This is a genomic window from Algoriphagus sp. CAU 1675 (assembly GCF_029222925.1).
In the GTDB taxonomy this organism is placed as follows: Bacteria; Bacteroidota; Bacteroidia; order Cytophagales; family Cyclobacteriaceae; genus Algoriphagus.
This window is the reverse complement of sequence record NZ_JARHUI010000001.1, coordinates 309,878-332,782: the sequence shown is the minus strand read 5'-3', so window position 1 is coordinate 332,782 and position 22,905 is coordinate 309,878. Positions and strand designations below refer to the sequence as shown.

24 protein-coding genes and 1 pseudogene are annotated in these 22,905 nt (G+C 45.0%); 12 read left to right on the top strand and 13 right to left on the bottom strand.

Features of this window, described 5'->3' with window-relative positions:
- The first annotated feature begins 20 nt into the window (after positions 1-20).
- Both P2G54_RS01475 and P2G54_RS01470 read left to right on the top strand, forming a co-directional pair.
- A complete protein-coding gene (locus P2G54_RS01475; protein ID WP_275867483.1) occupies positions 21-410 on the top strand; it encodes a DUF302 domain-containing protein in 390 nt (129 codons plus the stop codon).
- A gap of 98 nt (positions 411-508) precedes the next feature.
- A complete protein-coding gene (locus P2G54_RS01470; protein WP_275867481.1) occupies positions 509-1,126 on the top strand; it encodes an HPP family protein in 618 nt (205 codons plus the stop codon).
- Here P2G54_RS01470 and P2G54_RS01465 read toward each other — a convergent pair.
- The 8 genes from P2G54_RS01465 to P2G54_RS01430 form a co-directional block, all read right to left on the bottom strand.
- On the bottom strand, positions 1,123-1,596 hold the full coding sequence (locus P2G54_RS01465) for a hemerythrin domain-containing protein (protein WP_275867479.1): 474 nt from the start codon (positions 1,594-1,596) through the stop codon (positions 1,123-1,125). The two genes, P2G54_RS01470 and P2G54_RS01465, sit on opposite strands and share 4 nt — an antisense overlap.
- Before the next feature lie 24 nt (positions 1,597-1,620).
- Positions 1,621-2,013 (bottom strand): group III truncated hemoglobin, encoded by a 393-nt coding sequence (locus tag P2G54_RS01460; RefSeq protein ID WP_275867477.1) that lies wholly within the window; start codon positions 2,011-2,013, stop codon positions 1,621-1,623.
- Positions 2,013-2,435 carry a cytochrome C gene (locus tag P2G54_RS01455; protein WP_275867475.1) on the bottom strand — a complete coding sequence of 141 codons (423 nt, stop codon included), beginning with the start codon at positions 2,433-2,435 and terminating at the stop codon, positions 2,013-2,015. Before P2G54_RS01455 ends, P2G54_RS01460 begins: the two co-directional genes overlap by 1 nt.
- Positions 2,432-2,704 (bottom strand): hypothetical protein, encoded by a 273-nt coding sequence (locus tag P2G54_RS01450; RefSeq protein WP_275867473.1) that lies wholly within the window; start codon positions 2,702-2,704, stop codon positions 2,432-2,434. Before P2G54_RS01450 ends, P2G54_RS01455 begins: the two co-directional genes overlap by 4 nt.
- Positions 2,701-2,937 carry a hexameric tyrosine-coordinated heme protein gene (locus P2G54_RS01445; protein ID WP_275867471.1) on the bottom strand — a complete coding sequence of 79 codons (237 nt, stop codon included), beginning with the start codon at positions 2,935-2,937 and terminating at the stop codon, positions 2,701-2,703. The genes P2G54_RS01450 and P2G54_RS01445 overlap by 4 nt, the downstream gene beginning before the upstream one ends.
- A gap of 10 nt (positions 2,938-2,947) precedes the next feature.
- Entirely contained in the window at positions 2,948-3,946 is a 999-nt protein-coding gene (locus P2G54_RS01440; protein WP_275867469.1) for a cbb3-type cytochrome c oxidase subunit II, read from the bottom strand.
- An 11-nt stretch (positions 3,947-3,957) separates the two neighbouring features.
- The gene (locus tag P2G54_RS01435; protein ID WP_275867467.1) at positions 3,958-5,763 is read right to left on the bottom strand and encodes a cbb3-type cytochrome c oxidase subunit I; all 1,806 of its coding nucleotides are present in this window, start codon (positions 5,761-5,763) and stop codon (positions 3,958-3,960) included.
- Between the two features lie 86 nt (positions 5,764-5,849).
- Positions 5,850-6,284, bottom strand: a complete 435-nt coding sequence (locus tag P2G54_RS01430; RefSeq protein ID WP_275867465.1) for an Rrf2 family transcriptional regulator — start codon at positions 6,282-6,284, stop codon at positions 5,850-5,852.
- A 176-nt stretch (positions 6,285-6,460) separates the two neighbouring features.
- Between P2G54_RS01430 and P2G54_RS01425 the strand changes: the two are divergent.
- Positions 6,461-7,252 (top strand): annotated as a pseudogene (locus P2G54_RS01425) (efflux RND transporter permease subunit).
- Here the strand turns inward: P2G54_RS01425 and P2G54_RS01420 are convergent.
- Together P2G54_RS01420 and P2G54_RS01415 are read right to left on the bottom strand one after the other, a co-directional pair.
- The gene (locus tag P2G54_RS01420) at positions 7,249-7,728 is read right to left on the bottom strand and encodes a hypothetical protein (RefSeq protein ID WP_275867463.1); all 480 of its coding nucleotides are present in this window, start codon (positions 7,726-7,728) and stop codon (positions 7,249-7,251) included. The pseudogene P2G54_RS01425 and the gene P2G54_RS01420 overlap by 4 nt on opposite strands.
- A 128-nt stretch (positions 7,729-7,856) precedes the next feature.
- The gene (locus tag P2G54_RS01415) at positions 7,857-8,279 is read right to left on the bottom strand and encodes a GreA/GreB family elongation factor (RefSeq protein ID WP_275867461.1); all 423 of its coding nucleotides are present in this window, start codon (positions 8,277-8,279) and stop codon (positions 7,857-7,859) included.
- 384 nt (positions 8,280-8,663) lie between these two features.
- On the opposite strand from P2G54_RS01415, the gene P2G54_RS01410 reads away from it, so the two are divergent.
- From P2G54_RS01410 to P2G54_RS01370, 9 genes are read left to right on the top strand one after another with little or no spacing between them, the layout of a single operon-like run.
- On the top strand, positions 8,664-9,095 hold the full coding sequence (locus P2G54_RS01410; RefSeq protein WP_275867459.1) for an Rrf2 family transcriptional regulator: 432 nt from the start codon (positions 8,664-8,666) through the stop codon (positions 9,093-9,095).
- Between the two features lie 49 nt (positions 9,096-9,144).
- Positions 9,145-9,864, top strand: coding sequence for an iron-sulfur cluster repair di-iron protein (gene ric, locus P2G54_RS01405; RefSeq protein ID WP_275867457.1), 720 nt, complete (start codon positions 9,145-9,147; stop codon positions 9,862-9,864).
- Positions 9,865-9,890: 26 nt separating this feature from the next.
- The gene (locus tag P2G54_RS01400) at positions 9,891-11,669 is read left to right on the top strand and encodes a cytochrome c (RefSeq protein WP_275867455.1); all 1,779 of its coding nucleotides are present in this window, start codon (positions 9,891-9,893) and stop codon (positions 11,667-11,669) included.
- Positions 11,670-11,689: 20 nt separating this feature from the next.
- Positions 11,690-13,648 carry a Sec-dependent nitrous-oxide reductase gene (gene nosZ / locus P2G54_RS01395; protein ID WP_275867453.1) on the top strand — a complete coding sequence of 653 codons (1,959 nt, stop codon included), beginning with the start codon at positions 11,690-11,692 and terminating at the stop codon, positions 13,646-13,648.
- Positions 13,649-13,702: 54 nt separating this feature from the next.
- Positions 13,703-14,272: a hypothetical protein gene (locus P2G54_RS01390; protein WP_275867451.1), complete on the top strand. Its 570-nt coding sequence runs from the start codon at positions 13,703-13,705 to the stop codon at positions 14,270-14,272.
- Positions 14,273-14,315: 43 nt separating this feature from the next.
- Positions 14,316-14,750, top strand: a complete 435-nt coding sequence (locus P2G54_RS01385) for a nitrous oxide reductase accessory protein NosL (RefSeq protein WP_275867448.1) — start codon at positions 14,316-14,318, stop codon at positions 14,748-14,750.
- Between the two features lie 2 nt (positions 14,751-14,752).
- A complete protein-coding gene (locus P2G54_RS01380) occupies positions 14,753-15,985 on the top strand; it encodes a nitrous oxide reductase family maturation protein NosD (protein ID WP_275867447.1) in 1,233 nt (410 codons plus the stop codon).
- Positions 15,972-16,715 (top strand): ABC transporter ATP-binding protein, encoded by a 744-nt coding sequence (locus P2G54_RS01375; RefSeq protein WP_275867445.1) that lies wholly within the window; start codon positions 15,972-15,974, stop codon positions 16,713-16,715. Before P2G54_RS01380 ends, P2G54_RS01375 begins: the two co-directional genes overlap by 14 nt.
- A complete protein-coding gene (locus tag P2G54_RS01370; protein WP_275867444.1) occupies positions 16,708-17,475 on the top strand; it encodes an ABC transporter permease subunit in 768 nt (255 codons plus the stop codon). Before P2G54_RS01375 ends, P2G54_RS01370 begins: the two co-directional genes overlap by 8 nt.
- Before the next feature lie 321 nt (positions 17,476-17,796).
- Here P2G54_RS01370 and P2G54_RS01365 read toward each other — a convergent pair whose 3' ends face one another.
- From P2G54_RS01365 to P2G54_RS01355, 3 genes are read right to left on the bottom strand one after another with little or no spacing between them, the layout of a single operon-like run.
- The gene (locus tag P2G54_RS01365) at positions 17,797-20,967 is read right to left on the bottom strand and encodes a type I restriction endonuclease subunit R (RefSeq protein WP_275867442.1); all 3,171 of its coding nucleotides are present in this window, start codon (positions 20,965-20,967) and stop codon (positions 17,797-17,799) included.
- A complete protein-coding gene (locus P2G54_RS01360; RefSeq protein ID WP_275867441.1) occupies positions 20,964-21,608 on the bottom strand; it encodes a DUF4276 family protein in 645 nt (214 codons plus the stop codon). The genes P2G54_RS01365 and P2G54_RS01360 overlap by 4 nt, the downstream gene beginning before the upstream one ends.
- Positions 21,608-22,696, bottom strand: coding sequence for an AAA family ATPase (locus P2G54_RS01355; RefSeq protein WP_275867439.1), 1,089 nt, complete (start codon positions 22,694-22,696; stop codon positions 21,608-21,610). Before P2G54_RS01355 ends, P2G54_RS01360 begins: the two co-directional genes overlap by 1 nt.
- Between the last annotated feature and the right edge of the window lie 209 nt (positions 22,697-22,905).

The following is a 22,905-nucleotide window of genomic DNA, read 5'->3' as shown; positions in this document are numbered from 1 at the left end:
CACATCAAACACTTCATACTGTGACTTACTATCAATCCCGCACCCTGAAATCCGAAGATTTGGCTACGCTTCGTGCTAAAGTGGAGGCCGGCCTTAAAGAAGTTGGCTTTGGTGTCCTGACCGAAATCGACATTCAAGCCACCATGAAAAAGAAATTGGACAAGGACTATCCGCCATTTCTGATTTTGGGTGCTTGCAATCCGGTTTTTGCAGATAAAGTGCTCACCGCAGAACCACATGTTAGCACCCTGTTGCCTTGCAATGTGACCATCCGAAGTCTGGGCGGGGACGATTATGAGGTGACCATCATGGATCCTGCAGCCGCCATGTCTGTGGTCAAAAATTCCGCTATTGAATCCCTCGCTGGAGAAGTCCGAGCTAAGCTGATGAGTATGTTGGAAGGGCTTTGACAGAACATCGGGAAACAGAGCTTTGGCAGGTTGAGAAGAGAGAAATTCTTTGGTAAGGGAGTGTCTTGTCTTTATTTTTGCGGCTCGCTCATTTTTCCATGCCGACTGAAAAAATCAAAAGAGGAATACGTAAAGCCCGCATAATTGCATATAGGGAAACCTCTCATAACCCAATCGATAATCTTTGGGCCTTTGTTGGTTCATTTTTAGGTTTGAGCAGCATCGGTTTGTTGCAGAATATTTTCCACACCGTGGGAAATCTAGATGCCTTGTTTTTGATCGGGGCATTTGGAGCCAGTTCGGTGTTGCTTTTTGGTATGACCAACAGTCCTGCGGCACAACCCAGAATGCTGATTTTAGGAAGTTTGATTTCGGCTTTTATTGGAGTGAGTGTATATAAGCTTTTTTCCAGTACAGATTACATCTGGATATCTCCGGCTTTGGCCGTTTCCTTATCCATATTGGCGATGCAGTACACCAAAACCCTTCATCCTCCGGGTGGCGCTATTGCCCTTATCGCCAATATCGGTTCAGAGGAAGTTCGTCAGATTGGCTATTTCTACGTGGTCAATCCAGTGATGACGGGGATTTTGACCCTGTTTCTTTCCTCAGTTTTGATCAATAATTTGTCGAAAAATCGGCTTTATCCTTATTGGGATGTGAATGTTCGTGAGCTGAGTTATTGGGACAAAATTCAGTTTTGGAAGCGGCGTTAGCCTGATACAATCCAAAATGGATCTGCTTCGTTCTCTACAAATTTTTCCCGCTCTCCATGCGCTGCAATTTCATCCAATTGTATGGGTGAAGCTTTTTCCTGAATCACGGGGAAAAGAACCCGCTCCTCAAATCGGATGTGTTGTTCCAGTTTTTCCTCGATCTGTCCCAGCGTCTTTTCAGAATTTTCCCAATTGGAAAAGAGTTTTCGTAGGCGCTTGTGTTCACTCAACGCTTGCTTGATCATCGGGTCATCTTCCGGAAGTACGGTGAAAATGGTTTTTTCTTCTTCCTCAAAATGGGCCTGAAGATAATTTTCCCAAAACCATTCACAGTAAACTCTGATTCGCTTGGGTCCGATTCCCAGTTTGAATCCCTGGCGGATTTTCCAGCAAAGCAATAGCCCATGGTGATGGTCATGGCTGAGGTGATGGAGGGTTGGGTGGCGCTTGAGAGGAGATTTCTTTTCCATGGGTGTTGATCGGGTTGATTTTGACTACAAGATGGGATCTACAGTGGAAGTTCGGTAATAATTGATTTTGAAATGAAACATTTCGGCCATTCTTTCTCCTTGCCATTTGGCACGCTCGGCTTTTTCTCCGGTGAAGTTTTCATCTACAGTTTTGAAGAAAAGTTCGATCCAGCGTTCAAAATGGGCTTTTTCCACCGGCAAATGTGCATGCGGGACAAATGGACTTCCTTGATACGTGTGTTGATCGAGGAGGACAGTTTGCCAAAACCGGTACATTTTCTCCAGATGCTCCGGCCAGCGGTCTTCAATGACATTTTCAAAGATGTGTTTCAACAGGTCGTCCTCTCGGACTTTACCGTAAAATTGATCGACCAAGATCTGGATGTCGCTCAGGTCGAGTATGTCTGATTTATTCATTAGAAGAAGGATTGGTAATGGTCAGGATTCCAGTACATGATAAAGTAAAAGAGGGCAAATCCCACAAAGGAGATTAGGGTGGCCCAGACCCAGGCTGGGATTCCTTTGGGCGTTTCCGAACCACGAATCAGGAAGAAGTCATTCCGCTCGCTCCCGTAGGAATTGATTGTGACAGGGACTTGGTCAGTGACAATGTCTCCCTCTTGGAGGCCGACCACAGAGATGGATGGCCCGTTTCTCACCTCAAAGGGGACTGATTTTACTCCTTCTTTGCCCGAGGTCGATTGGGCCACGATTCGCAAGTGATGCTTGCCATCGGGAATCTTGGTGGTGTCTAGGACAAACTTGACCGGAGGACTGAATTCCGCAAAAGGCACAGGGTCTTCATCGAGAAATACCCTGATTTTTCGATTGTCGTTCATAGTTCTGGACTGGGTTTGAGAATCTTGTGTTTGATATGCTTTGGACTTCTTTCACCCGGTTGGATCAGGAATTTGACACTGTAGATGAGGGTGAAAATAACCAGGAGTATTGCTCCGCCGATGATGTAGTACTCGGAATCGGCCTGAGGTCCAGTGCCATGACTGATGTCTTGGAGCAACTCCGGCTGATTTCTTTTGCAAACATCACAGGCTAAGGCCTGAACGACAGAAGCGAAGAAAACCAAAAGAACTAGGCGGAGCTTCCTCATGGTTTCCAGTAATTGTTTGCCATGGCGATGGTTTGGAATTCGATGGCGATCACCTTGGCAGAGGCAATCAACTGAGCGGTGTCTTCGGCGTAGTCAGCGCGGAGTTTTTTGCGGATTTCAGGATCGGTTTGGATGGCGCCGATAGATTTCCGTGCCAGTTTTATGGCTAATTCTCTGCCTTCTTGTGGAGTGGCCGTGATCAGGGATTCGAGGTAGATTTCTGAGGATTGCATGGGATTGGAATTATTGGTTTTGGACAAATTTTCGGATCTCGGCGACTTGCTCAGGAGTGACGGCAGGGGCCGTGTTCCCCCAGCTTTTTCGCTCATGGGTAGCAATGGCGGCGATTTCTTCATCCGTGAGGAGATCGGCAAACGGAGGCATCGCGCCAAACTCAGGGCGGGCATCGTATCCCGACAAAATGATCTGCACGAGGATATTGGGATCGGGGTCGTTGACGATTTTGCTGCCTGCAAGGGGCGGAAATGCTCCGGCGATTCCCTCTCCGGTTGCCTGATGACAGGCCGAGCAGGTTTCGGTGTAAAGTTGAAGCCCGTCTAATCCTATGGAAGTGTCAGCCTGTTTCGCCTCGGATTTCTTTCGGGTTGAGGGGATAAAGTCCGGGCTCAGTTCAGCACCCAGATCGGTTTGGACAAGAGATTGAAGGTAGGCTACCAGATGCAATGCCTCTTCTTTGGCCACCAACTTATGATCGGGATTTTTCAGGAGTTCTCCGGGTACCGGCACGACTAGGTCTCCTTTGGTGACCATAGCAGGAGATTTTTCTTCAAATAGCCAAGGATATCCCGGCATCACGGATTCTTTGACGACGATTCGCGGATTGAAGAGATGGAGGAGATGCCATTCCTTGCCGGGTTGTCTTTTTCCCACTTCGGTCAGGTCAGGCCCGGTCCGTTCGCTTCCAAGCACGGAGGGAGACTGTCGCCAAAAATCCAGTCGCTGCTTGCTGTAGTAGTAGTCTGAGGCCAGGGAAGGCCGCTGACCCCAAACTTGATCCATTTCGATGTTTCTCACCTGTTGAGTGTGGCAGGCCATGCAGTTTTCAGAGACATAGACTTGCAGGCCTTTGAGTTCTTCCGAACTCATTTCCTTCATGCCCGGCAGGGGCTTCACTTGCTGAAGCTGCAGGGCAGGAAATACCGCAATGACCGTACTGAGCACCGCAAAACCCAAAAATGCGGTAAGGACGAGAAGTTTATGATTTTTATGAAAGTCAAACATGAGTGGCGGGATTAAGCGTGAGCAGGGGAAATGGCTGGCGAAACCTGAGCAGGGGCTGGTTTTTCACTCCGGGTCATTTCCAGGAAGTTGTAAGCAAAGACCAAATGCGAGACAAACATCAGGGAGCCACCGATTGCTCTCCAAACCCAATAGGGCTGCATCAAGACGACTGAATTGATAAAGGATTCACCTTCAATCCAGCTCAATCCTCGGAGCGTTCCTCCGGCCATCAGCGAGATCATGTAAGCAAAAAGTCCCACGAAGGCCAGCCAAAAATGAATTCCTACCCCCAATGCGGGCGGCTCTTTGCCGGTGATTTTGGGTAAAATGGCGTAAATGCAAGCCCAAAGGATAAAGGTGATAATCCCGTACATGGTCATGTGGGAATGGGCCACGTTGAAATCCGTGAAGTGCCAGATGAAGTTGGTCAGTCGGAAGGCTTGTAAGCTTCCTTGTGTCGATCCGACAAAATAGAATACAACACCCACTAAAAAGAACGGGAGAACATAGCTTTTGGAAATCGCACTCCAGCTACCCTTCATGGTCATCAGGAAGTTGGTCGTGCCAGAAAGAACCGGGATGAACATCCCCGCACTGAAGACAATTGCCACCGTCTGAAGCCACCAAGGCAATGGACTGAAGACAAAATGATGTGTGCCGATCAGGGTATAAAAGAGCATCTGTGTCCAAAAGGCCAACACTCCCAGGGAATAGGAATAAATAGGTTTGTTCAGAGAAGTCGGGAGATAATAATAAACCAATCCCAGCGTGAAGGTCATAAACCACATCCCGACACCTTGGTGCATGTAATACCCCTGGATGACCGTTTCCCCAAGTCCGTCCTGAAAGGTGGGCAGGTACCCGATGACAACTAGCGTGATCGTCCAGATCAGCCCCCCCAGCAGGTACCAGTTGGAGATGTAGATTTCGGAGATTTTTCGCTTGGCTACCGTTTGGTAGAAGTTGTAGAAAGTGAGGATCAAGCCTGCTGCAAATAATAAAGCTATCGGCCAAATGTATTCCCGGTATTCGCCTCCACCGTTGTTTACGCCATTCATCAGGAGAAAATTCCCCAAGACAACAGCCGAGTTCATCAGGTACCAAGCGGTTTTGGCTAGTGAATAAGAAAAAATTCGGGTGTTGGAGGTACGGGAAATGATAAAGTATGCCAATCCCACCATGGCCATCGAAGCCCATCCCCAAAATACGGTGTTGGTATGGACGGGCCGAAGTCGTCCAAAGGAGAGCCAGGGAATTTGATCCATTTCAGGCCAGATGAATTTCATGCCCATGTACTGTCCGACCAAGGTGCCGAAGACCAACCAAAAAACAGCAGCTCCGAGGTACCACACGATCAGACTTCTCAGGGGTTGGGGAGTTTCGAGCTGGAGTGTTTCATGTTTCTTTTCGTCAACAAGGGGATTCTCTGGATCTTGGGTGACTTTGGCAATCAAACCCCGCTTGTCTTCCGAAATTTTCCTCCCGGAATGTTCCGATCCCGAAAGCCGGTACTTTTTGGCAGCTTTTCGATTTTCCAAAATCCAGTCCAAATCTTCCTCATCCCAATTGACCAGTTCGGATTTGATCTCCTCCTTGTCTCGGAGTTGGGATCGTTTTTGCAGTCCTTGGATGAAAGCCGAAAGTCTTGCCCCGATGATCAGGATGGCCACAAATGAGATAATGGCAATCAATAAGGCGGTGCCGATGATTCCCGGGCTCGACCACCATTGATCGATCTCGGGATTGCGTACGGTCTGGGCCATTGCTTCTCCGATGAGAAGGAAAAAAGCCAGAAGGGTAAGGATAATGCGATTCATTTTGATAGGATACTCATGATTTAATTTTCTATTGGAATTGCAGGTATTTTCGATCTTTTTATCGGAAATAGATTCAAAAAAAGGGCTTACCGAATCAGAATGGTTTTTCCGGATTTGATGCCATTGGCGAGATCCAGCAGGTTGGTAGTCTGCAGTGCATGCTTCAGTTCTGAGCGGATTTTTACAATTTTTGAATGCATGGGACAGGGCTCTTGAGCATTGCACTCGCTCAGTCCCAGTCCGCAACCCATAAAAATGGAGTCTCCATCAATCACAGATACAATTTGAATCACTTTGATGGATTCCATCTGATTGGGTTGGATGAAAAAGCCACCATAAGGGCCTTTCAAGGATTCAATCAGACCGCTTTTTACCAGATCGCTGAGGATTTTGGCGGTAAAAGCTTCCGGAGAACCGACTTTTTCTACGATGTCACCGATTTTTACCCGGTCACCTTTCAGAGACTGAGTCGCCACATAGATCATGGCTTTGATGCCGTATTCACATGCTTTTGAAAACATTCTATTTATCGAATTGACCAAAAGTATGACAAAAATCATTTCCGACAAATTTATCGAAAATAAAAAATAGGAGTTAGGCTAGTCATTTAAATAAAAAAAAAAGACGGACCCATCAGATCCGCCATTTTTGACCTTTGCTGCTAATTTGATTGAAAACCTAGGCTAGGCTTCGGAAAATCTTCTGCTTTTTCCAGATTAATGAAGTTCGAGTTGAAGAAGTAATTCAGGCAAATTCTCCTTCCATGCTCGAGCGAAAAGACAGACAGTCAGCTTTAACCATTACCGCTGATGCTTTGGGCCGACCTTCCGGTACGGTGGCTGATGAGGTAGTGGCCTACTTGAAGGACAATCCACTTCCCGAAGGAATCAGCATGGTTTGGGGTTCGGATATCAAGCGGCAAAATGACAGTTTTGGGACTTTGGGACAGGTTTTGTTGATTTCCTTTCTGTTGATTTACCTGATTATGGTGGCACTGTACGATAGTTTTGTCTATCCATTTGTGGTACTGTTTTCCATTCCTGTTGCGGTGATTGGTGCCTTTTTGGCTCTCAATCTGTCGATGAACAACCTGAGTTTGTTTGCCCTCTTGGGCTTGATCATGCTGATGGGCTTGGTGGCCAAAAATGCGATTTTGATCGTGGATTTCACCAATCAGCTGAAAGAAAGAGGAATGGAAACTCGCGAAGCACTCCTCGAAGCCGGAAAAGGAAGGATGTGACCCATTTTGATGACTACACTCTCTATGGTGATCGGAATGCTACCCATTGCCTTGGCAAGCGGCACAGCCAGCGAATGGAAAAATGGCCTGGCTTGGGTGATTATAGGAAGGCTGCTTTCTTCTTTGGTATTGACGGTGTATCTGGTGCCGGTCGTCTATGAGACAGTGGATGGGTTGAAGGAGAAATTAATCAAAAAAGAGAGCCTTAATGATTTAATTCCAAAATCAACCGATACAGAGCGGATTTAATTCAAATGCGAGGGTACTTTTGATGCCACATTTAAAGTTTTAGAGGCAAACAAAATGGTCTGAACCACCAGTACTACCACGATTAAAAGAGCAATTTCTAGCTGGGAGCTGGCAGCATCGGAGGAGAAGATTTGACTTGACCTTTTGATCAGGGTCTGAGCCTCTTTTACCTGAATTTGAGAAAGGGCCTTCAGCTCTGCCAATGCGGCATGAATCTGAATTTCTGCATTTCCCCCATTTTGAAGCTCTTTACCCATGCTAAAGGTATGCTTTTCAAAAGATTGGAAGTGTGATTTTTCTTCTTCAGTAAGCTGAGTTTCCAGATATTCCCGGTTGATCTGCTCGATTTGTTGAAGGTGGGAATTTAGGACTTTTTGGGGTAGGAAAGGATATTTTTCTAATATACTTTGGATTGTATGAAGTTCGTCCGAGAGCTGCAAAATGTAGCTCTCGGCCATCAAGCGATCGGTGTACATGGACTCAAAGGCTGTTTTGAGTTCACGGGATTTTTAGCGTTCGCTGAGATTGTTAAACATGATTAAACAGATCACCCCTGTCAGTAACAGGGAGAGCTTCAGTTTTCCTGGAATTTGGTAAGCCCATTTCATTTTAAGGTCCTTTCTGTAGATGAATGGCTTGACTGAATCAATAGTCCTGATTTTTCGACCCAATTAATCTGTAGTTTTTTCAGTCCTCCGGGGAGCATACATTCAACGGTCATACCTTGGCGGAAACCGATCAGGGCCACGCCAAGCGGGCTTAATACCGAAATTCTGTTTTTCTTCAAATCTGCTTGATGGGAAAGCACCAGTTGAAAGTTCATCGTTGTGCCGCTAGAAAGTTCAGATACTTCAAATCTGGAATTTATCTGGATGACTTCATCCGAAATGGCATCATCTGCGATGATTTTGGCAGATTTTATTTCCTGTTGGAGTTGACTTACCTCTTTTCCCTTGAGATGCAGAGGAAGGTTTTGTAAAAAGGTATGTATGGTCTTATAGTCTGACTCACTCAGAATAGGCTTCATATCGTATATCAATAATGGTAAATAGGAATTGGCTAATCCAAATGGACTAGTCCCTAATCTTTAAATATTAATCCTGATTTTGCCCTCCGAATCCTCTACGGAGGGTTAATTGATAAAAGCTCTGCTATGACATACAACCATCCTTTTGACCCAGTCCATGGAGGACCCGTCAGCAGTTAAAAAGTGGTAAGATGGATGGGAGTGAAGTTTCATTCTGTTTAAAAGTAGCAAAAGATACTACAATATCCAATGGTAACAATCATTCAAGGTTGGCAATTGACCAAATTGATTTTTTACAGAGGAAGGAATATTTAAAAAATATTACCGGATATTTTTATCTTTTATTATTTTTCATTTACATTTGGTTCATCAATCAGAGAATAGATGTTTTCCAAGGCCTGTAAATACGCAATCAACTCCATGGTTTTCTTGGCCACTCTGCCAGAAGGTCAGGAAAGGGCTGGGCTGAAAGAAATCGCATTTGCGGCCAATTCACCGGAGGCTTTTACAGCCAAAATCCTACGAACCTTGGTCAGAGAAAATCTCCTTTTGTCTATCAAAGGACCCAATGGAGGTTTTGAAATCAGTGATGAGGGAAGGAAAACCCCCCTTTATCGTATCGTGCAGGTGATTGACGGAGATTCCATTTTCAAAGGATGTGCACTGGGATTGCAGGAATGTTCGGAAAAGCATCCCTGTTCGGTTCACCATAAGTTTAAGGCCATCCGAGACCACCTGACTGGTATGATGATGACAACTACCCTACAGGATATGGCTCTAAGCATAAACACCGGGGTAAGTTTTCTAAAAACCTAAAAAAATTTACCAAAATAAAAGATAAATTTATCCTTTAAATTCAATTAATATGGCAACTATCGCAGAAAAGAAAGTAGGTAAAATCGTAGCGGAAAACTTTCGCACCGCCAAAGTATTCACCGAGTATGGAATCGACTTCTGTTGTAAAGGCGCGGTCAAGCTCAGTGATGCCTGCTCTACCCGTGGACTGGATATCGAGGAAGTGGTCGAGAAACTGGAGGCCATCATGCAGGTGGCGGATCAGTCCCCCTATCAGGAAATGTCCCTCAGTCGGCTCATTGACCATATCGTGAGTGTCCATCATAAGTATGTGGAAGAAACCATCCCGGCTTTGAAATTTTACCTTGAAAAGATCGAGCGGGTGCACGGTGATCGCCATCCAGAATTGACTGCTGTTTGCCAGGAATTTTTTGAAGCAGCAGATGCGCTGACCATTCATATGAAAAAAGAAGAGTTTATCCTATTCCCCTATATAAAGGCCATGGAAGAGGCAAAACATAGCGATTTCCCACTTTCCAAGCCACATTTTGGCCATATCGAAAACCCCATTGCGATGATGGAAGAGGAGCATGATACCGAAGGTGAACGCTTTAGACGGATCGATTCCCTGACCCAAGGATATACGCCTCCTGCTGATGCCTGTCAGACGTATCGGGTGGCATTTTCAATGCTTCAGGAGTTTGAACAGGATCTCCATACGCACATCCATTTAGAGAACAATGTCTTGTTTCCAAAAGCACTGGTTCTTTATTCTGAATTAAATCCTTAAATAAAAAAACTTTTTGTCTGAATATCATGGGCTTTTCAACACACAACGAATTGTTTACACGCATTTGGACCCGGTGGGCACTTGGATTTTTCCTTGTTGCATCTCTTTTTGGTCTGAGCATGCGGTCCTTTCATGTGGTGGAAATCCCAATCCTGGAATATCGTCATCTTCTTCATGCCCATTCGCATATCGCATTGTTGGGATGGGGATTTATGATGCTGATGGGTGCCATGATTTTCAGTCTGGAGGACAAAGGAAGCTATGTGAAAAAATACGGATTGCTGTTTATAGCTCTTTTAATTTCGATTCTCGGCATGCTCTTTTCCTTTCCGGTACAGGGTTATGGCACAGCAAGTATCACATTCTCCACTCTATTCGTACTGCTTTCGTATGGGTTTATCGCCAAGCTCTGGCATACACTCCGCCAAGGAACAAACACCCCGGGTATCCGCTTGATTCGTTGGTCTTTGATCGGATATCTGATTTCCACATTTGGGCTTTGGGCTCTCGGACCTGTAACTACCACCCTGGGCCGGATGCATGAGCTGTATTTTATGTCCATCCAATGGTTTTTGCACTTTCAACTCAACGGTTGGTTTGTCCTAGGAACACTTGGTCTACTCGTTTTTTTTGCTGAAAAAAGGGGTATTCAGATCCCTTTTTCCGGTATTGAGGAAGTGATCTTGCTAGGTTCTGTGGTATTGACTTTTGCACTAGTAATCACTTGGGCTGAGCCAACACCGGTGTTTTTTTGGATCAATTCCCTGGCAGTCTGGCTCCAGGCCTTTGCCTACTTTATGCTGATTCGAAAAATCTGGAGGACCATCCCCCTGCTTTATTTATCGGGACTTCCTTTATTCCTGATTCGAATCGCGATGATTTCCCTTATAGCAAAAGCCCTGCTTCAAGCTTTACTGACTTTTCCAGAAGTAGCTGTGATTTCATATACAATCCGGATGTATGTAATCGGTTTTTTACATCTGGTTTTATTAGGCTTTATGAGTTTGGGACTTGCCGGAAAGGCCATTGCAGAAGGTCACCTACCAAATTCCATTTCTTCCAAAATCGGCTGGACACTGGTTTCCATTGCCTTTTTTGGTACTGAGTTCTTGCTGTTTGGGCAGGGAACAATGGTATGGCTTGAGTGGGGATATCTCTCTTGGTATCACTTCGGACTAGTTGTCCTTTCGGCATTATTCCCTTTCGGGCTTACCCTATCCTTTGCTAGCCTTTTTGCAGCCAATTATAATCTCAAGCAACAATTCAAACAATCCTCTAATCCAAGTCAATTGAACATTCAAACTATGAAAAAAATGATGTTTTGGTCTTTGGGCATCGTAGCGATGATCCTGACCTCTTGCAGCGGCGGAAGTGAATCCAAAACCTCCTCCTCCAAATCAAATATTCCTGCCGCAGAAGCTGTTGCCCCTACAGCTGATCCCAAAGGAATCGGAGAATTCAAATCAGTGGACATCGGTGCAGATGTCGATGCCTCACTGGCAGAAAAAGGCAAAGCCATTGTAGATATGAAATGTACCGCCTGCCACCAATTGAATGACAAGCGTTTGGTAGGCCCCGGTTTTCAGGGGGTAACCAACCGACGCAGACCTGAATGGATCATGAACATGATTACCAATGTGGATGTGATGCTGGATCAAGACCCTCAGGCCCAAAAGCTTTTGGAAGAGTGTCTTACCCGAATGCCCAATCAAAACATCACGGCTGATGATGCGCGTGGAATTCTGGAATACATGAGAAAAAATGATGAAGAAAAAGCTGGTCAGCGTGATGCTGCCATCCAATAATCCAATTAAACTTTAATCCAATGAAAACAAACAATTGGCTCCTTGCCGCCGGACTTTTAATAGCGGCAGTAGCACCGGGATGTAAGCCAAAAGGCGCACAAACCGCCATCACAGGAGATGCCGCCTCCAAAGTTTATGTGGCCCCTGGTCAACATGATGAATTTTATAACATTGTCTCCGGTGGATTTAATGGTCAAATGTCCGTTGTGGGTCTTCCCTCCGGTCGGGTCTTGAAAATCCTTCCTGTTTTCTCTGTGAACCCAGAAAATGGCTGGGGATTTTCCGAACAGTCAAAACCTATGCTCAACACGGCAAATGGATTTGTGCCTTGGGATGATTTGCACCACATCGCTATCTCTACTACCAATGCAGAACATGATGCCCGATGGGCCTTTGGCAATGCCAATAATACTCCTCGTATCGCCCGGGTGGATCTGAACAGCTTCAAAACCGTAGAAATAATCGAAATTCCCAACTCCGCCGGAAATCACTCCTCTCCGTTTATTACTCAGAATACCGAGTATGTCGTGGCAGGAACCCGCTTTTCTGTTCCGGTAGGGGACAATCAAGATGTCTCCATTGATTCCTACAAGGACAATTTCAAAGGCTATATTTCATTCATTGGCGTAAATCCGGAAACGGGTGACATGGACCTTTCCTTCCAGATTGAAGCCCCCCCTTTCAATTTTGACTTAGCCCGAGCCGGTAAAAACAAATCGCATGGATGGTTCTTTTTCTCCACTTATAATACAGAGATGGCTCATACCCTTTTGGAAGTAAATGCTTCGCAAAAGGATAAGGACTACATCATGGCTGTCAACTGGAAAAAAGCGGAGGAGTACATAAAAGCTGGGCAGGGAACCAAGAAAAAAGTGAAATATGCCCACAACAAATGGGATGAAGAAACCCATTCGGCTACTTCCACCATCAAGGAGGAAGTCTTGACTCTGGATCCCACCGTCCTCAAGGATATTGTCTATTTCATTCCTTGTCCAAAGTCTCCGCATGGAACTGACACCGATCCTACCGGAGAATATATCATAGGTTCCGGCAAACTCGCAGCAATTATCCCGGTATTCTCATTTACCAAAATGTTGGCCGCAATCGAAAACAAAGATTTCGAAGGTGATTTCAACGGCATGCCTGTTTTGAAATACGAATCTGTACTTCATGGAGAAGTTCAAAAGCCGGGATTAGGCCCATTGCATACCGAGTTTGATGGAAAAGGAAATGCCTATACTTCCATGTTTGTGTCTTCAGAGATTGTGAAGTGGAACATAGAAACGCTTGAAGTCTTGGATAGAGCTCCTACTTATTATTCTGTAGGTCACCTGAGTATCCCCGGTGGACCAACCGGAAAGCCCCATGGCAAATACTTAGTGGCATACAACAAAATCACCAAAGACCGCTACCTACCCACCGGTCCTGAACTGGCGCATTCAGCTCAGTTGTATGATATCTCCGGTGACAAAATGCAACTCTTGCTTGATTTCCCAACCATAGGCGAACCCCACTATGCAGAGGCTTTCCCAGCCTCCTTGATCAAGGATCGACAGGTGAAATTCTATCCAATTGAGAAAAACCATAGTCCTGTAGCTCTGAAAGGGATTAATGATGCGCGGGTGGAGCGCAAAGGGAACGAAATCCATGTTTACATGACTTCTATCCGTTCCAATTTCCGTCCTGATAATATTGAAGGGGTGAACGTGGGTGACGAAGTGTACTTCCATGTGACCAACCTCGAGCAAGACTGGGATGTGCCTCATGGATTTGCCATCAAAGGTGCCAATACTGCCGAGCTTTTGATCATGCCGGGTGAAACATCCACCCTGAAATGGGTTCCCGATCGGGTAGGAGTATTCCCATTCTATTGTACAGACTTCTGCTCGGCACTTCACCAAGAAATGCAGGGCTACCTGAGAGTATCCCCCAAAGGAACAAACGTGCCTTTGAAATACTCAACCGGAGTTGCTGAATAAACCAATCCACTTTCGCCGGTGGAAATTCCACCGGCGATTTTCTCCCCAAAAACTATGAAATCCATTAGTCCCTCCAACCGGATCTTACTTTTACTAGCGGTGTTGACTCTGGTTCCCGCTTATTTCACTCCGCTTTGGCAGATCAGCCTTTGGGCTCCACAATATCCAGAAGGACTGAATATGAAAATCTGGATAGACCATCTCAGTGGCAATGTGGATCAGATCAACGGGGTCAACCACTACATCGGAATGAGGCACATCGGAGTAGAGATGTTTCCCGAATTCACCTACCTGAAATATTTCATGGGAGCAATGATCGGTTTGGGAGTCGCTTTTTTTCTGATTGGGAAAAAGTGGTCTCTTTATTCCTTCCTTGGACTGATTACTCTCTTTGGCATTGCCATCCTGATAGATATGTACCGTTGGGGCTATGAATACGGACACGAGCTTGACCCCAAAGCCGCCATCAAAGTAGAAGGCATGAGCTACCAGCCACCCCTCATTGGATACAAACAACTCCTCAATTTTCTCGCTTATTCAGGCCCGGATATCGGTAGTTGGATTTTGATGGGAGGTGCAGGATTGATGATTCTGGCGGTGTTCCTTGATCGAAAAGGAAAATAATTTATCGATTAAATGACCTAATGACCATTAATTAACCCTTGCTATGAAACGATTACCGATAGTACTGATTTCTCTTCTGATACTGGCAGCTTGTAGTTCTGAACCAAGACCCATCCTCTTGGGCCAGGATGCCTGCCATCACTGTAAAATGACCCTCATGGATCCCAAATATGGAGCCGAACTGGTCACTGAGAAAGGAAAGATTTTCATCTTTGACGATGTCAACTGTATGATGGGCTATATGGATTCTGAAGAGGGCAAAGCCCAGACTTTTAAGCATATACTCGTCATGGACTACCTCAATCCCGGTACCTTGATCGATGCCAATTTCGCCCATTACCTCAAGTCACCAGACTTCAAAACGCCTATGGCTTCCAATGTCGTGGCATTTCCGGAGTTTGACCTCTTGGAAGAATTTAAAACCAAAAATGGGGGCGTTTACCTCGCTTGGGGAGAGCTCACCACTCAATTCAAATAGCCATGAAACGACTCTTTCTATTGGCTTTGACGCTGATCTTTCTAGGGTTTTCTGCAGAGGCGGCCAAGATCATCCTCAAGCCCGGTCAATCTATTCAAGCTGCGGTGGATCGTGCAACACCAGGGGACACTTTGTTTTTTTCTCCGGGAAATTACCAAGCTTCAGCGGTGACAATCCGAAAGCCACTGAGTCTGATCGGGGAAAATTACCCCGTGATGGACGGTGAAGGCAAAGGAAATATTTTCCTGGTAGCTGCCGAAAACGTGCTGATCCGGGGGCTGAAATTTATCAACACAGGTAAGTCAAATATGGATGATTCAGCCGCGATCAAATTCTTTGATTCAAAAAACTGTGTCATCGAAAACAATATACTCGAAGAGACTTTCTTTGGACTTCACTTCTCCAACTCCTCTCACCTAACCATCCGAAACAACAAGATCAAAGCTTCTGCTTCACGAGAGTTTGAGGTTGGAAATGGTATTCACCTTTGGAAATGCAAGGACAACCTGATTGAAAAAAATGAGGTTTCGGGTCACCGGGATGGGATTTACCTGGAATTTGTGACCAACTCCCTGGCCAAAGAAAACCTGATCCATGGAAATATGCGCTATGGCCTACATTTCATGTTTGCTCATGACAATACCTACTTGAAAAATACCTTCCGGAGAAATGGTGCCGGAGTAGCGGTCATGTACACCAAAAACGTAACCATGCAGGAAAACCGCTTTGAAGAAAACTGGGGCAGCAGTGCTTATGGGATTCTCCTCAAAGATATTTCCGATAGCAAAGTGATCGGGAATGTCTTTCAAAAAAACACAGTGGGAATCTACATGGAGGGCAGCAGCCGAATCGACTTTAAGGACAATAACTTTAAGGAAAACGGCTGGGCACTCAAGCTGATGGCGAGTTGTGACCAAAATCTCTTTGAGGCTAATAACTTTACTAGAAACACTTTTGACATCAGTACCAATGGAAATACGGTTCTCAACGAATTAAAAGAAAACTACTGGGACAAGTACGAGGGCTATGATCTCAACCGTGACAAAATCGGTGATGTGCCCTATCGTCCCATCAACTTATACAGTGTGATTGTTGAGAAAATCCCCGCTTCGGTGATGCTTTGGCGGAGTTTTATGGTGACACTTCTCGATAAGATGGAGAAAATCCTTCCCACCATGACTCCCAATGAAATGATCGATCACTCCCCTAAAATGCGACCCTATGATTTCGGTTAAAAACATATCCAAAAAGTTTGGCAAGCTACAGGTGCTAAAGGAATTCAATCTGGAGTTTGAGCTAGGCAACAGCTACGCCCTAATGGGTCCAAACGGTTCAGGCAAAACCACACTCATCAAAACCATCCTCGGCATGGTCATCCCGGACAGTGGAGACATCACTGTCGCTAGCCAATCCATCAAAGGTGACGTGACCTACCGCAAGCAGATCGGCTATATGCCTCAGATCGGCCACTACCCCTCCAATATGAAGATAGGACAGCTTTTCTCTATGATGAAGGACATGCGTCCTGAGATCAAAACTTACGATTTGGACCTGATGGAGGCTTTTGGATTGGAAGAGATGAAAGAAAAAGCACTGGGCACCCTCTCAGGTGGAACCCGACAAAAAGTCTCCGCGGCCTTGGCATTTCTCTTCAATCCGGAAATCCTCATTCTTGACGAACCTACAGCCGGATTGGATCCGATTGCCGTGGAATTGTTCAAAGCCAAAATCAAAAAGGAACGCGAAAAAGGAAAGCTGATTCTGATTACTTCCCATATTCTAAGTGACCTGGAGGAACTCACCAACCGGGCCGTTTACATTTACGAAGGCGAGGTCTTTTTCTCCGATACCATAGAGGAACTGAAGGAAATCACCGGAGAAAGTAAGTTTTCCCCTGCCATCGCCAGGCTGATGGAGTGGACCCTAAAAAAAAAGTCAACTAATCCCCAATTGAGCCATGTTTAAGTTACTGAAATACGCACTTTACGATATTCTTAAATCCCGCTTTGCCATCATCTATACCGTGTTTTTGGCCTTGGTGGCGATTTCGATTTACCAAGTTTCAGACGACCTGAGCAAAGTTTCTCTCAGTCTGATGAACATCATGATCCTTTTTATCCCACTCATCTCGGCAGTGTTTGCCACCACTCATTTTTACAATAATCTGGAGTTTATAGAACTGATGCTTGCGCAGCCGGTGAAGCGCATTCACGTGATTAGTAGCCAACTTTTGGCAGTAATAATTATGCTGAGCCTTTCCCTGATATTGGGATTTGGATTGCCGATGATTCTCTGGGGAGCTGATAGTAGTTTGTTGACCCTATTGGCTGTTGGAGTCATTTTAAGTACCGTGTTCACGGGATTTGCATTCTGGGCAAGTGTACTTTCCAGGGATAAAGCGAAAGCAATTGGGCTTAGCCTGGCCCTTTGGATTTACTTTTCCCTAGTTTACGACGGACTGGTCTTGTACATCATTTACAGCTTTGCGGATTATCCTTTGGAAAAAACGACATTGGCACTTGTCATGCTCAACCCCGTAGATTTGGGACGAATTCTAATGCTGATGCAATTGGACATTTCGGCTTTGATGGGCTATACAGGAGCCTTTTTCCAGCAGTTTTTCTCATCTGGATCAGGAGTGTCGGTGGCAATCGGTTCATTGGCTCTTTGGATATTGATTCCCACTATTTCAACAGCCCGGGTTTTTAATAAAAGGGATTTTTGATTCAAGCCTGACTTTGACTTAAAATAAACCAATGGGCTTCAACTTGCCCGAACTCTTTGGCTGGGAAGTTGGAATCTATCTGGGTATTGCCTGTTAGGCCGCCTATGTAGCCAGCGGAAAATCCAGTATCTATGCTTCCCAGGATCTGGGCTGGAAGAAGAATTGGTTTTATTGATTTTTGAGCCTAAAGTCTGGAATAAAAAATCTAATGATGCCTGAAGTTGCTTTGAAGCCAGCCGATGGCAATCTTTTTAAAACAATGTATTGGAAAAGAAAATAGACAAAAAGATAAGTACCAGCCTTGCAAAATCCTTCCTCTTTCTAGGAGTTATACTTCTTAAAATTCTCCGCCTGCTCAAAAATCTCCTTGTACACCTCGTCCCGATCTACCGGAGGATAATCGTTTTCTGCCAATAGAATAATCAAATCCACTTTGAGTTCTGCCTTTATATCATCCCGCTTGCTCCAGTCGGTGTACTTGGCCTTATCGTCTACCACATCCTTTACCTGCTGGGCCAAGTGAATCAATTTGTCCTCAGGGTACACGAAGTCATACTTGATCGCTAAGGCTTTGAGAATATCATAAAAGGCCTTTTCCTCGAAATCAATCCCCAACTCGGCAAAAGAGTCTTTCTCCTTCTTCATAGCATAGTAGAGGTCTATGATTTCATCTGTGAATTCCTCCAATACCTCGCTTCTCAAAACATCAGCCTCCTTGCGCTCATTGTACTTCTCGACCAGCTGCTGCATTTTCTTAGAGAATTCGATCCCTTTCACGCGATTTACCTGCTTGAAAGCATCGATAGCCTTGGCCAACAGCTTTTGGAGTAGCTTGATCTTGGTATTTGGAAGCTTGATCTTGTCGATTTTAGCCAAATAGTCCGCCTCGAAAATATCTACCTCTTTCTCATCTTCTTCCCCCAGTTTAAAAATCTCCTCTACACCTTCACTGATGATAGCTTCATGAATCATCGCTCTCACCCTGGCATTCATCTGATCGGTATCCGGAGCTTCTCCTTTGGTGAGTTTAAAGACAATGGATCGCACCGCGATGTAGAAATGAATTCGATCCTTTTCAAAATTGCTGAACACAGCACTTCCCGAACAAATGTCATATGCTGCCTTCATCCGCTTCACTAAATTCATAAATCTCCGCTCCAATTGCTGGGTGAGCTGGACAAATTCAGCGGCCTGATTCAGGGTGTTTAGCTGTTTCAAAGGACTTCCTTCGAAGTACTTTCCGGAATCAAATTTATGAAAGACAGCCTCCAGCAGATTCAGGTGATCTTTGACCACCACAATGGACTGTTCGATATCTTCAAAATTCTGGCTGTCCACTTTGGAATATTGCTTCAGTGCCAGATTCATCTGCTTCTTGATCCCGATGTAGTCCACCACCAAGCCTTTTTCTTTTCCTTCAAACTTCCGGTTAACTCTCGAAATGGTCTGAATCAAGGTGTGCTGCTGCAGGGGTTTGTCGATATACATGGTATCTAAAAAGGGTACATCAAATCCAGTAAGCCACATGTCTACTACGATGGCAATCTTGAAATTGCTCTTGATGTTCTTAAACTGTTTATCTAGCTCCTTTCGATATTCTTGCGTCCCCAGCAAGTTCCAAAGCTCCTGTTTGTCATCCTTGCTTCGGGTCATGACCATATTCAGCTTCGCCAAAGGCTTGAGCTCTCGCTTATCTTTCTCCGAAAGTTCTGTGCCCGGCTCAGTGATCCGGATCTCTCCCCAGTCTGGGCGAAGTGCTAAAATCTCCTGATATAACTGATAGGCAATCTCCCGGGTACTGCATACAAACATGGCCTTGCCAGCAATGGTGCTGCCTTCTGCTACCCGATCTTCGTAATGGTGTACAAAGTCAACCGCAATGGCTTGGATTCGGCTCGGATCCCCCAAGATCGTCCGCATCTGGGCCATCTGTCTTTTGCTTTCTTCGATCTGGTATTCATTCCCTCCATCTTCCGCGACCATTTTGTAGTACTGCTCGATCTCTTGGAGTTTTTGGTTTTCCACCAACACCTTAGCGGATCTGCCCTCATAAACTATTCGTACCGTGATCTCATCCATCACGGACTCGGTCATGGTATAGCTGTCTACAATTTCTCCAAACACATCCATGGTCGCATCGATCGGAGTACCGGTAAAGCCCACATAGGTCGCATTGGGAAGGGAGTCGTGGAGGTGCTTGGCAAAACCAAAGCTCTTTTTCACGCCCTTTTCGGTGATCCGTACTTTCTGATCGAGATTGGTCTGACTGCGGTGGGCTTCATCAGATATACAGATGACATTGCTGCGCTGGGTCAGGAGCTCGGTGTCTTCATTAAACTTGTGGATGGTGGTCAGAAATACCCCTCCGCTGTTTCGCCCTTTGAGTTCTTCCCGCAACTCGGCCCGGCTTCCCACACTCTTGATCACATTATCCCCGATAAAGCGCTTGGCATTGGTAAACTGTCCGCTCAACTGATCATCCAGATCCGTTCGGTCGGTAATCAGCACAATGGTCGGACTGGCAAAGTCCACAGACTTCATCAACAATCGAGTCAGGTAGAGCATGGTAAAACTCTTCCCACAGCCCGTCGCCCCGAAGTAGGTACCACCTTTGCCGTCTCCATGGGGATGCTGATGGAGTTTGATATTTTCAAAAAGCTTGGTCGCTGCATAATACTGAGGATAGCGGCACACGATCTTCTCCTCCCGCTTAGAGGTATCTGGGAGGTAAATAAAATTATGAATGATATCGATCAGTCGCCTTTGATCCAGCATACCCTTGACCAAGGTGTAGAGACTGTCAATTCCATGGACTTGGGTGGACTTTCCGGTCTTTGGATCAATTTCCTTGTCCAAACCTTCGATTTTCCGCCAGGCATAGAAGAATTCATAAGGAGCAAAGAAGCTTCCCCCCTTGGTATTGACCCCGTCGGAGATCACGCAGAAGGCATTGTACTTAAACAGGTCCGGGATATCCCTTCGGTAGCGATTGGTCAGCTGATCATAGGCCGAAAAAAGCGTGGCACTCTCCCGGATGGTAGATTTAAATTCAAATACGACCAAGGGTAGTCCATTGATATAAAGAATCCCATCAGGGATCCGGCGTTCAAAGCCTTGGATCTCCAACTGATTGACAAATTTGAAAATATTGCGCTCGGGATGCTGATAGTCAATCAGGGAAATGTAGATGTCTTTCTGCTTTCGGTCTTCACGCTTCAGCAGAAAGCCATCCCGCACCCAATGCATAATGGTTTTGTTGGTCTCGTAGAGATCGGAGGCAGGCAACTTTTCCAGATCACGGATAATACCAAAAATCTCGTTGGGAGTGATTCGCTCCTCGGCATACTGCTCCTTGAGAAATCGCTGCAAATCCTCCCGAATCAGAACTTCCTCCTTGGATCGGATAATCTCCTCTCCGGGTACATAGGGATAACCCTGCGTTTCCAAAAGCGAGATAAATACCTGTTCGAGTTGGGATTCAGTGAATTTCATTCCGAAAGTTTTTGAATGAGTTTATCAATCCACTCTTTAAATCTTGGGCATTTTTGAAGCATCTGGTCAATCCCAAGCATTTCCAAAATCATTTCGCCGTCTCCTGTTTTGTCGTATCCGAAAATCTTGATCAACCGCTTAGATGGAGCTGTTTCAGGATCGTTATTGATATCCTCCGGATTAGAGTAGGTATTCAGAATTTGATCAATTTTTGCTAGTTGATCACCTTGATCTATCACCAATTCAAAACCTTCCCTTCCCGAAAACATCAATGCCTCCAATTCATGGCGTTGGATGTAAGGAATAAAATCTGGATTGTTTCCAAAATCCTCATGAATCGACGCCTCGACTTGATGAATTAGGTTAGAATTGGAAGTATATCCGGGAAAGTCATTCGGAAGTCTGAAAAAATCTATCAGCGTGGTAATAATCACATTTCCTTGGGCAAAAGTTCGGATTACCTCGTTCTTGAATTTGGCATAATCTGTAACCCCTCCTTTCTTGTGTTGCTTTCGATTGGTTGTGATCGTCTGAGCATGCATTGAAATAGTGAAACCTAATCCAATCAGATAGGGAACGATATGATTTTGGACTAAAATTATTTCTGTGTCCCCTTCAACAATAAAAACTAATCGCTTCATCAAACGCTGTAGGGTTGTGCTCCAAGTTTATTTTGCCCCCACAAATCTCCAAGTGTATAATCATTCAACCAAGAAGAAAGGTCTTCACTCCTTAACCTCTTAAATACAGATTCACTTCCCTCCCGATCCGTTACTATGATGTCTTCCGGGCTAAAATTATCGATCAGATTGGTAGATTGAGTAGATAGAATAACCTGTACTTTTTCTGATGCCTTCCTAATCATTGCAGCCAATTTGTTGATTGCAACAGGATGAAGACCAAGTTCCGGTTCGTCGATGATGATGGTTTCCGGTGGATTGGGTTGCATAAGCAGGGTCGCCAAACAAATAAATCTCAACGTACCATCAGAAAGGTGATAGGCATTAAAATAGCTGTCAGGATAGCCAACTTCCTTCCATTCAAGCTCTATTTTATTTTCATTGAGGAAGTTCGGTTCAAGATCGAATCGGTCAAAAAATGGCGCAATAGACTTAACCATCATTTCAATTCTTTTGAAATGTTTGGGTTCTTTCATTTTGAGGTAGTAGAGAAATGCCGCTAAGTTGGACCCATCCCGTTTTAAATAATGGTTGTCCTTGAGATCAGACAACCCTTTAATGGGTGAGGTGTCGCTGGTATCATGAAAATGGTAAACATCAAATTCTTTTAATCTTTTGTTTACATGCGGTGCCTGAGTGCCTTTGATCTCAGAAAACTTAGACTCAGCGATATTCCGCTCATATTCTATTTCCTTCCAGCCAGTGGACCATTTATATCCGGTCGAAATAGACCTGATAAACAAGTTGTTTTGCCCCAATTCCAACTCTACCAAAAACTTGTTTTCATAATTTAATTTATCTTTAAAAAAAATGGCAAGGGAAATCGCATCAGTAGTCTTCCTTCCAAAATGTAGGAGGCTATCAGGCCCGCCTTTTTTTTGGACGTAGTTCTGAAAATTCTGATTGTAGATATTCCTGATTAGCGAAAAAATCGAAATGAAATTGCTTTTTCCAACCCCATTTCCTCCCAATAAAATATTGATGGGTCTTAGGTCAATTTCCAGCGACTTAATACTTTTATAGCCCTGTATTTCAATTCGTGTGATCATATAGCCAAGATACAATACTTTGGAAAAGGACGATAGAAATGAGCTTTAAATCTTGATTTTGCAAGCCTTTTAGTTCTTTCCCTTTTTTGGGTTAGGATGCTTCCTCTTGGGATCGGACAATCTCTTCCCCGGGCACGTAGGGATAACCCTGCGCCCCAAAAGCGAGATAAATACCTGTTCTAGTTGGGATTCGGTGGATTTCATTAGTT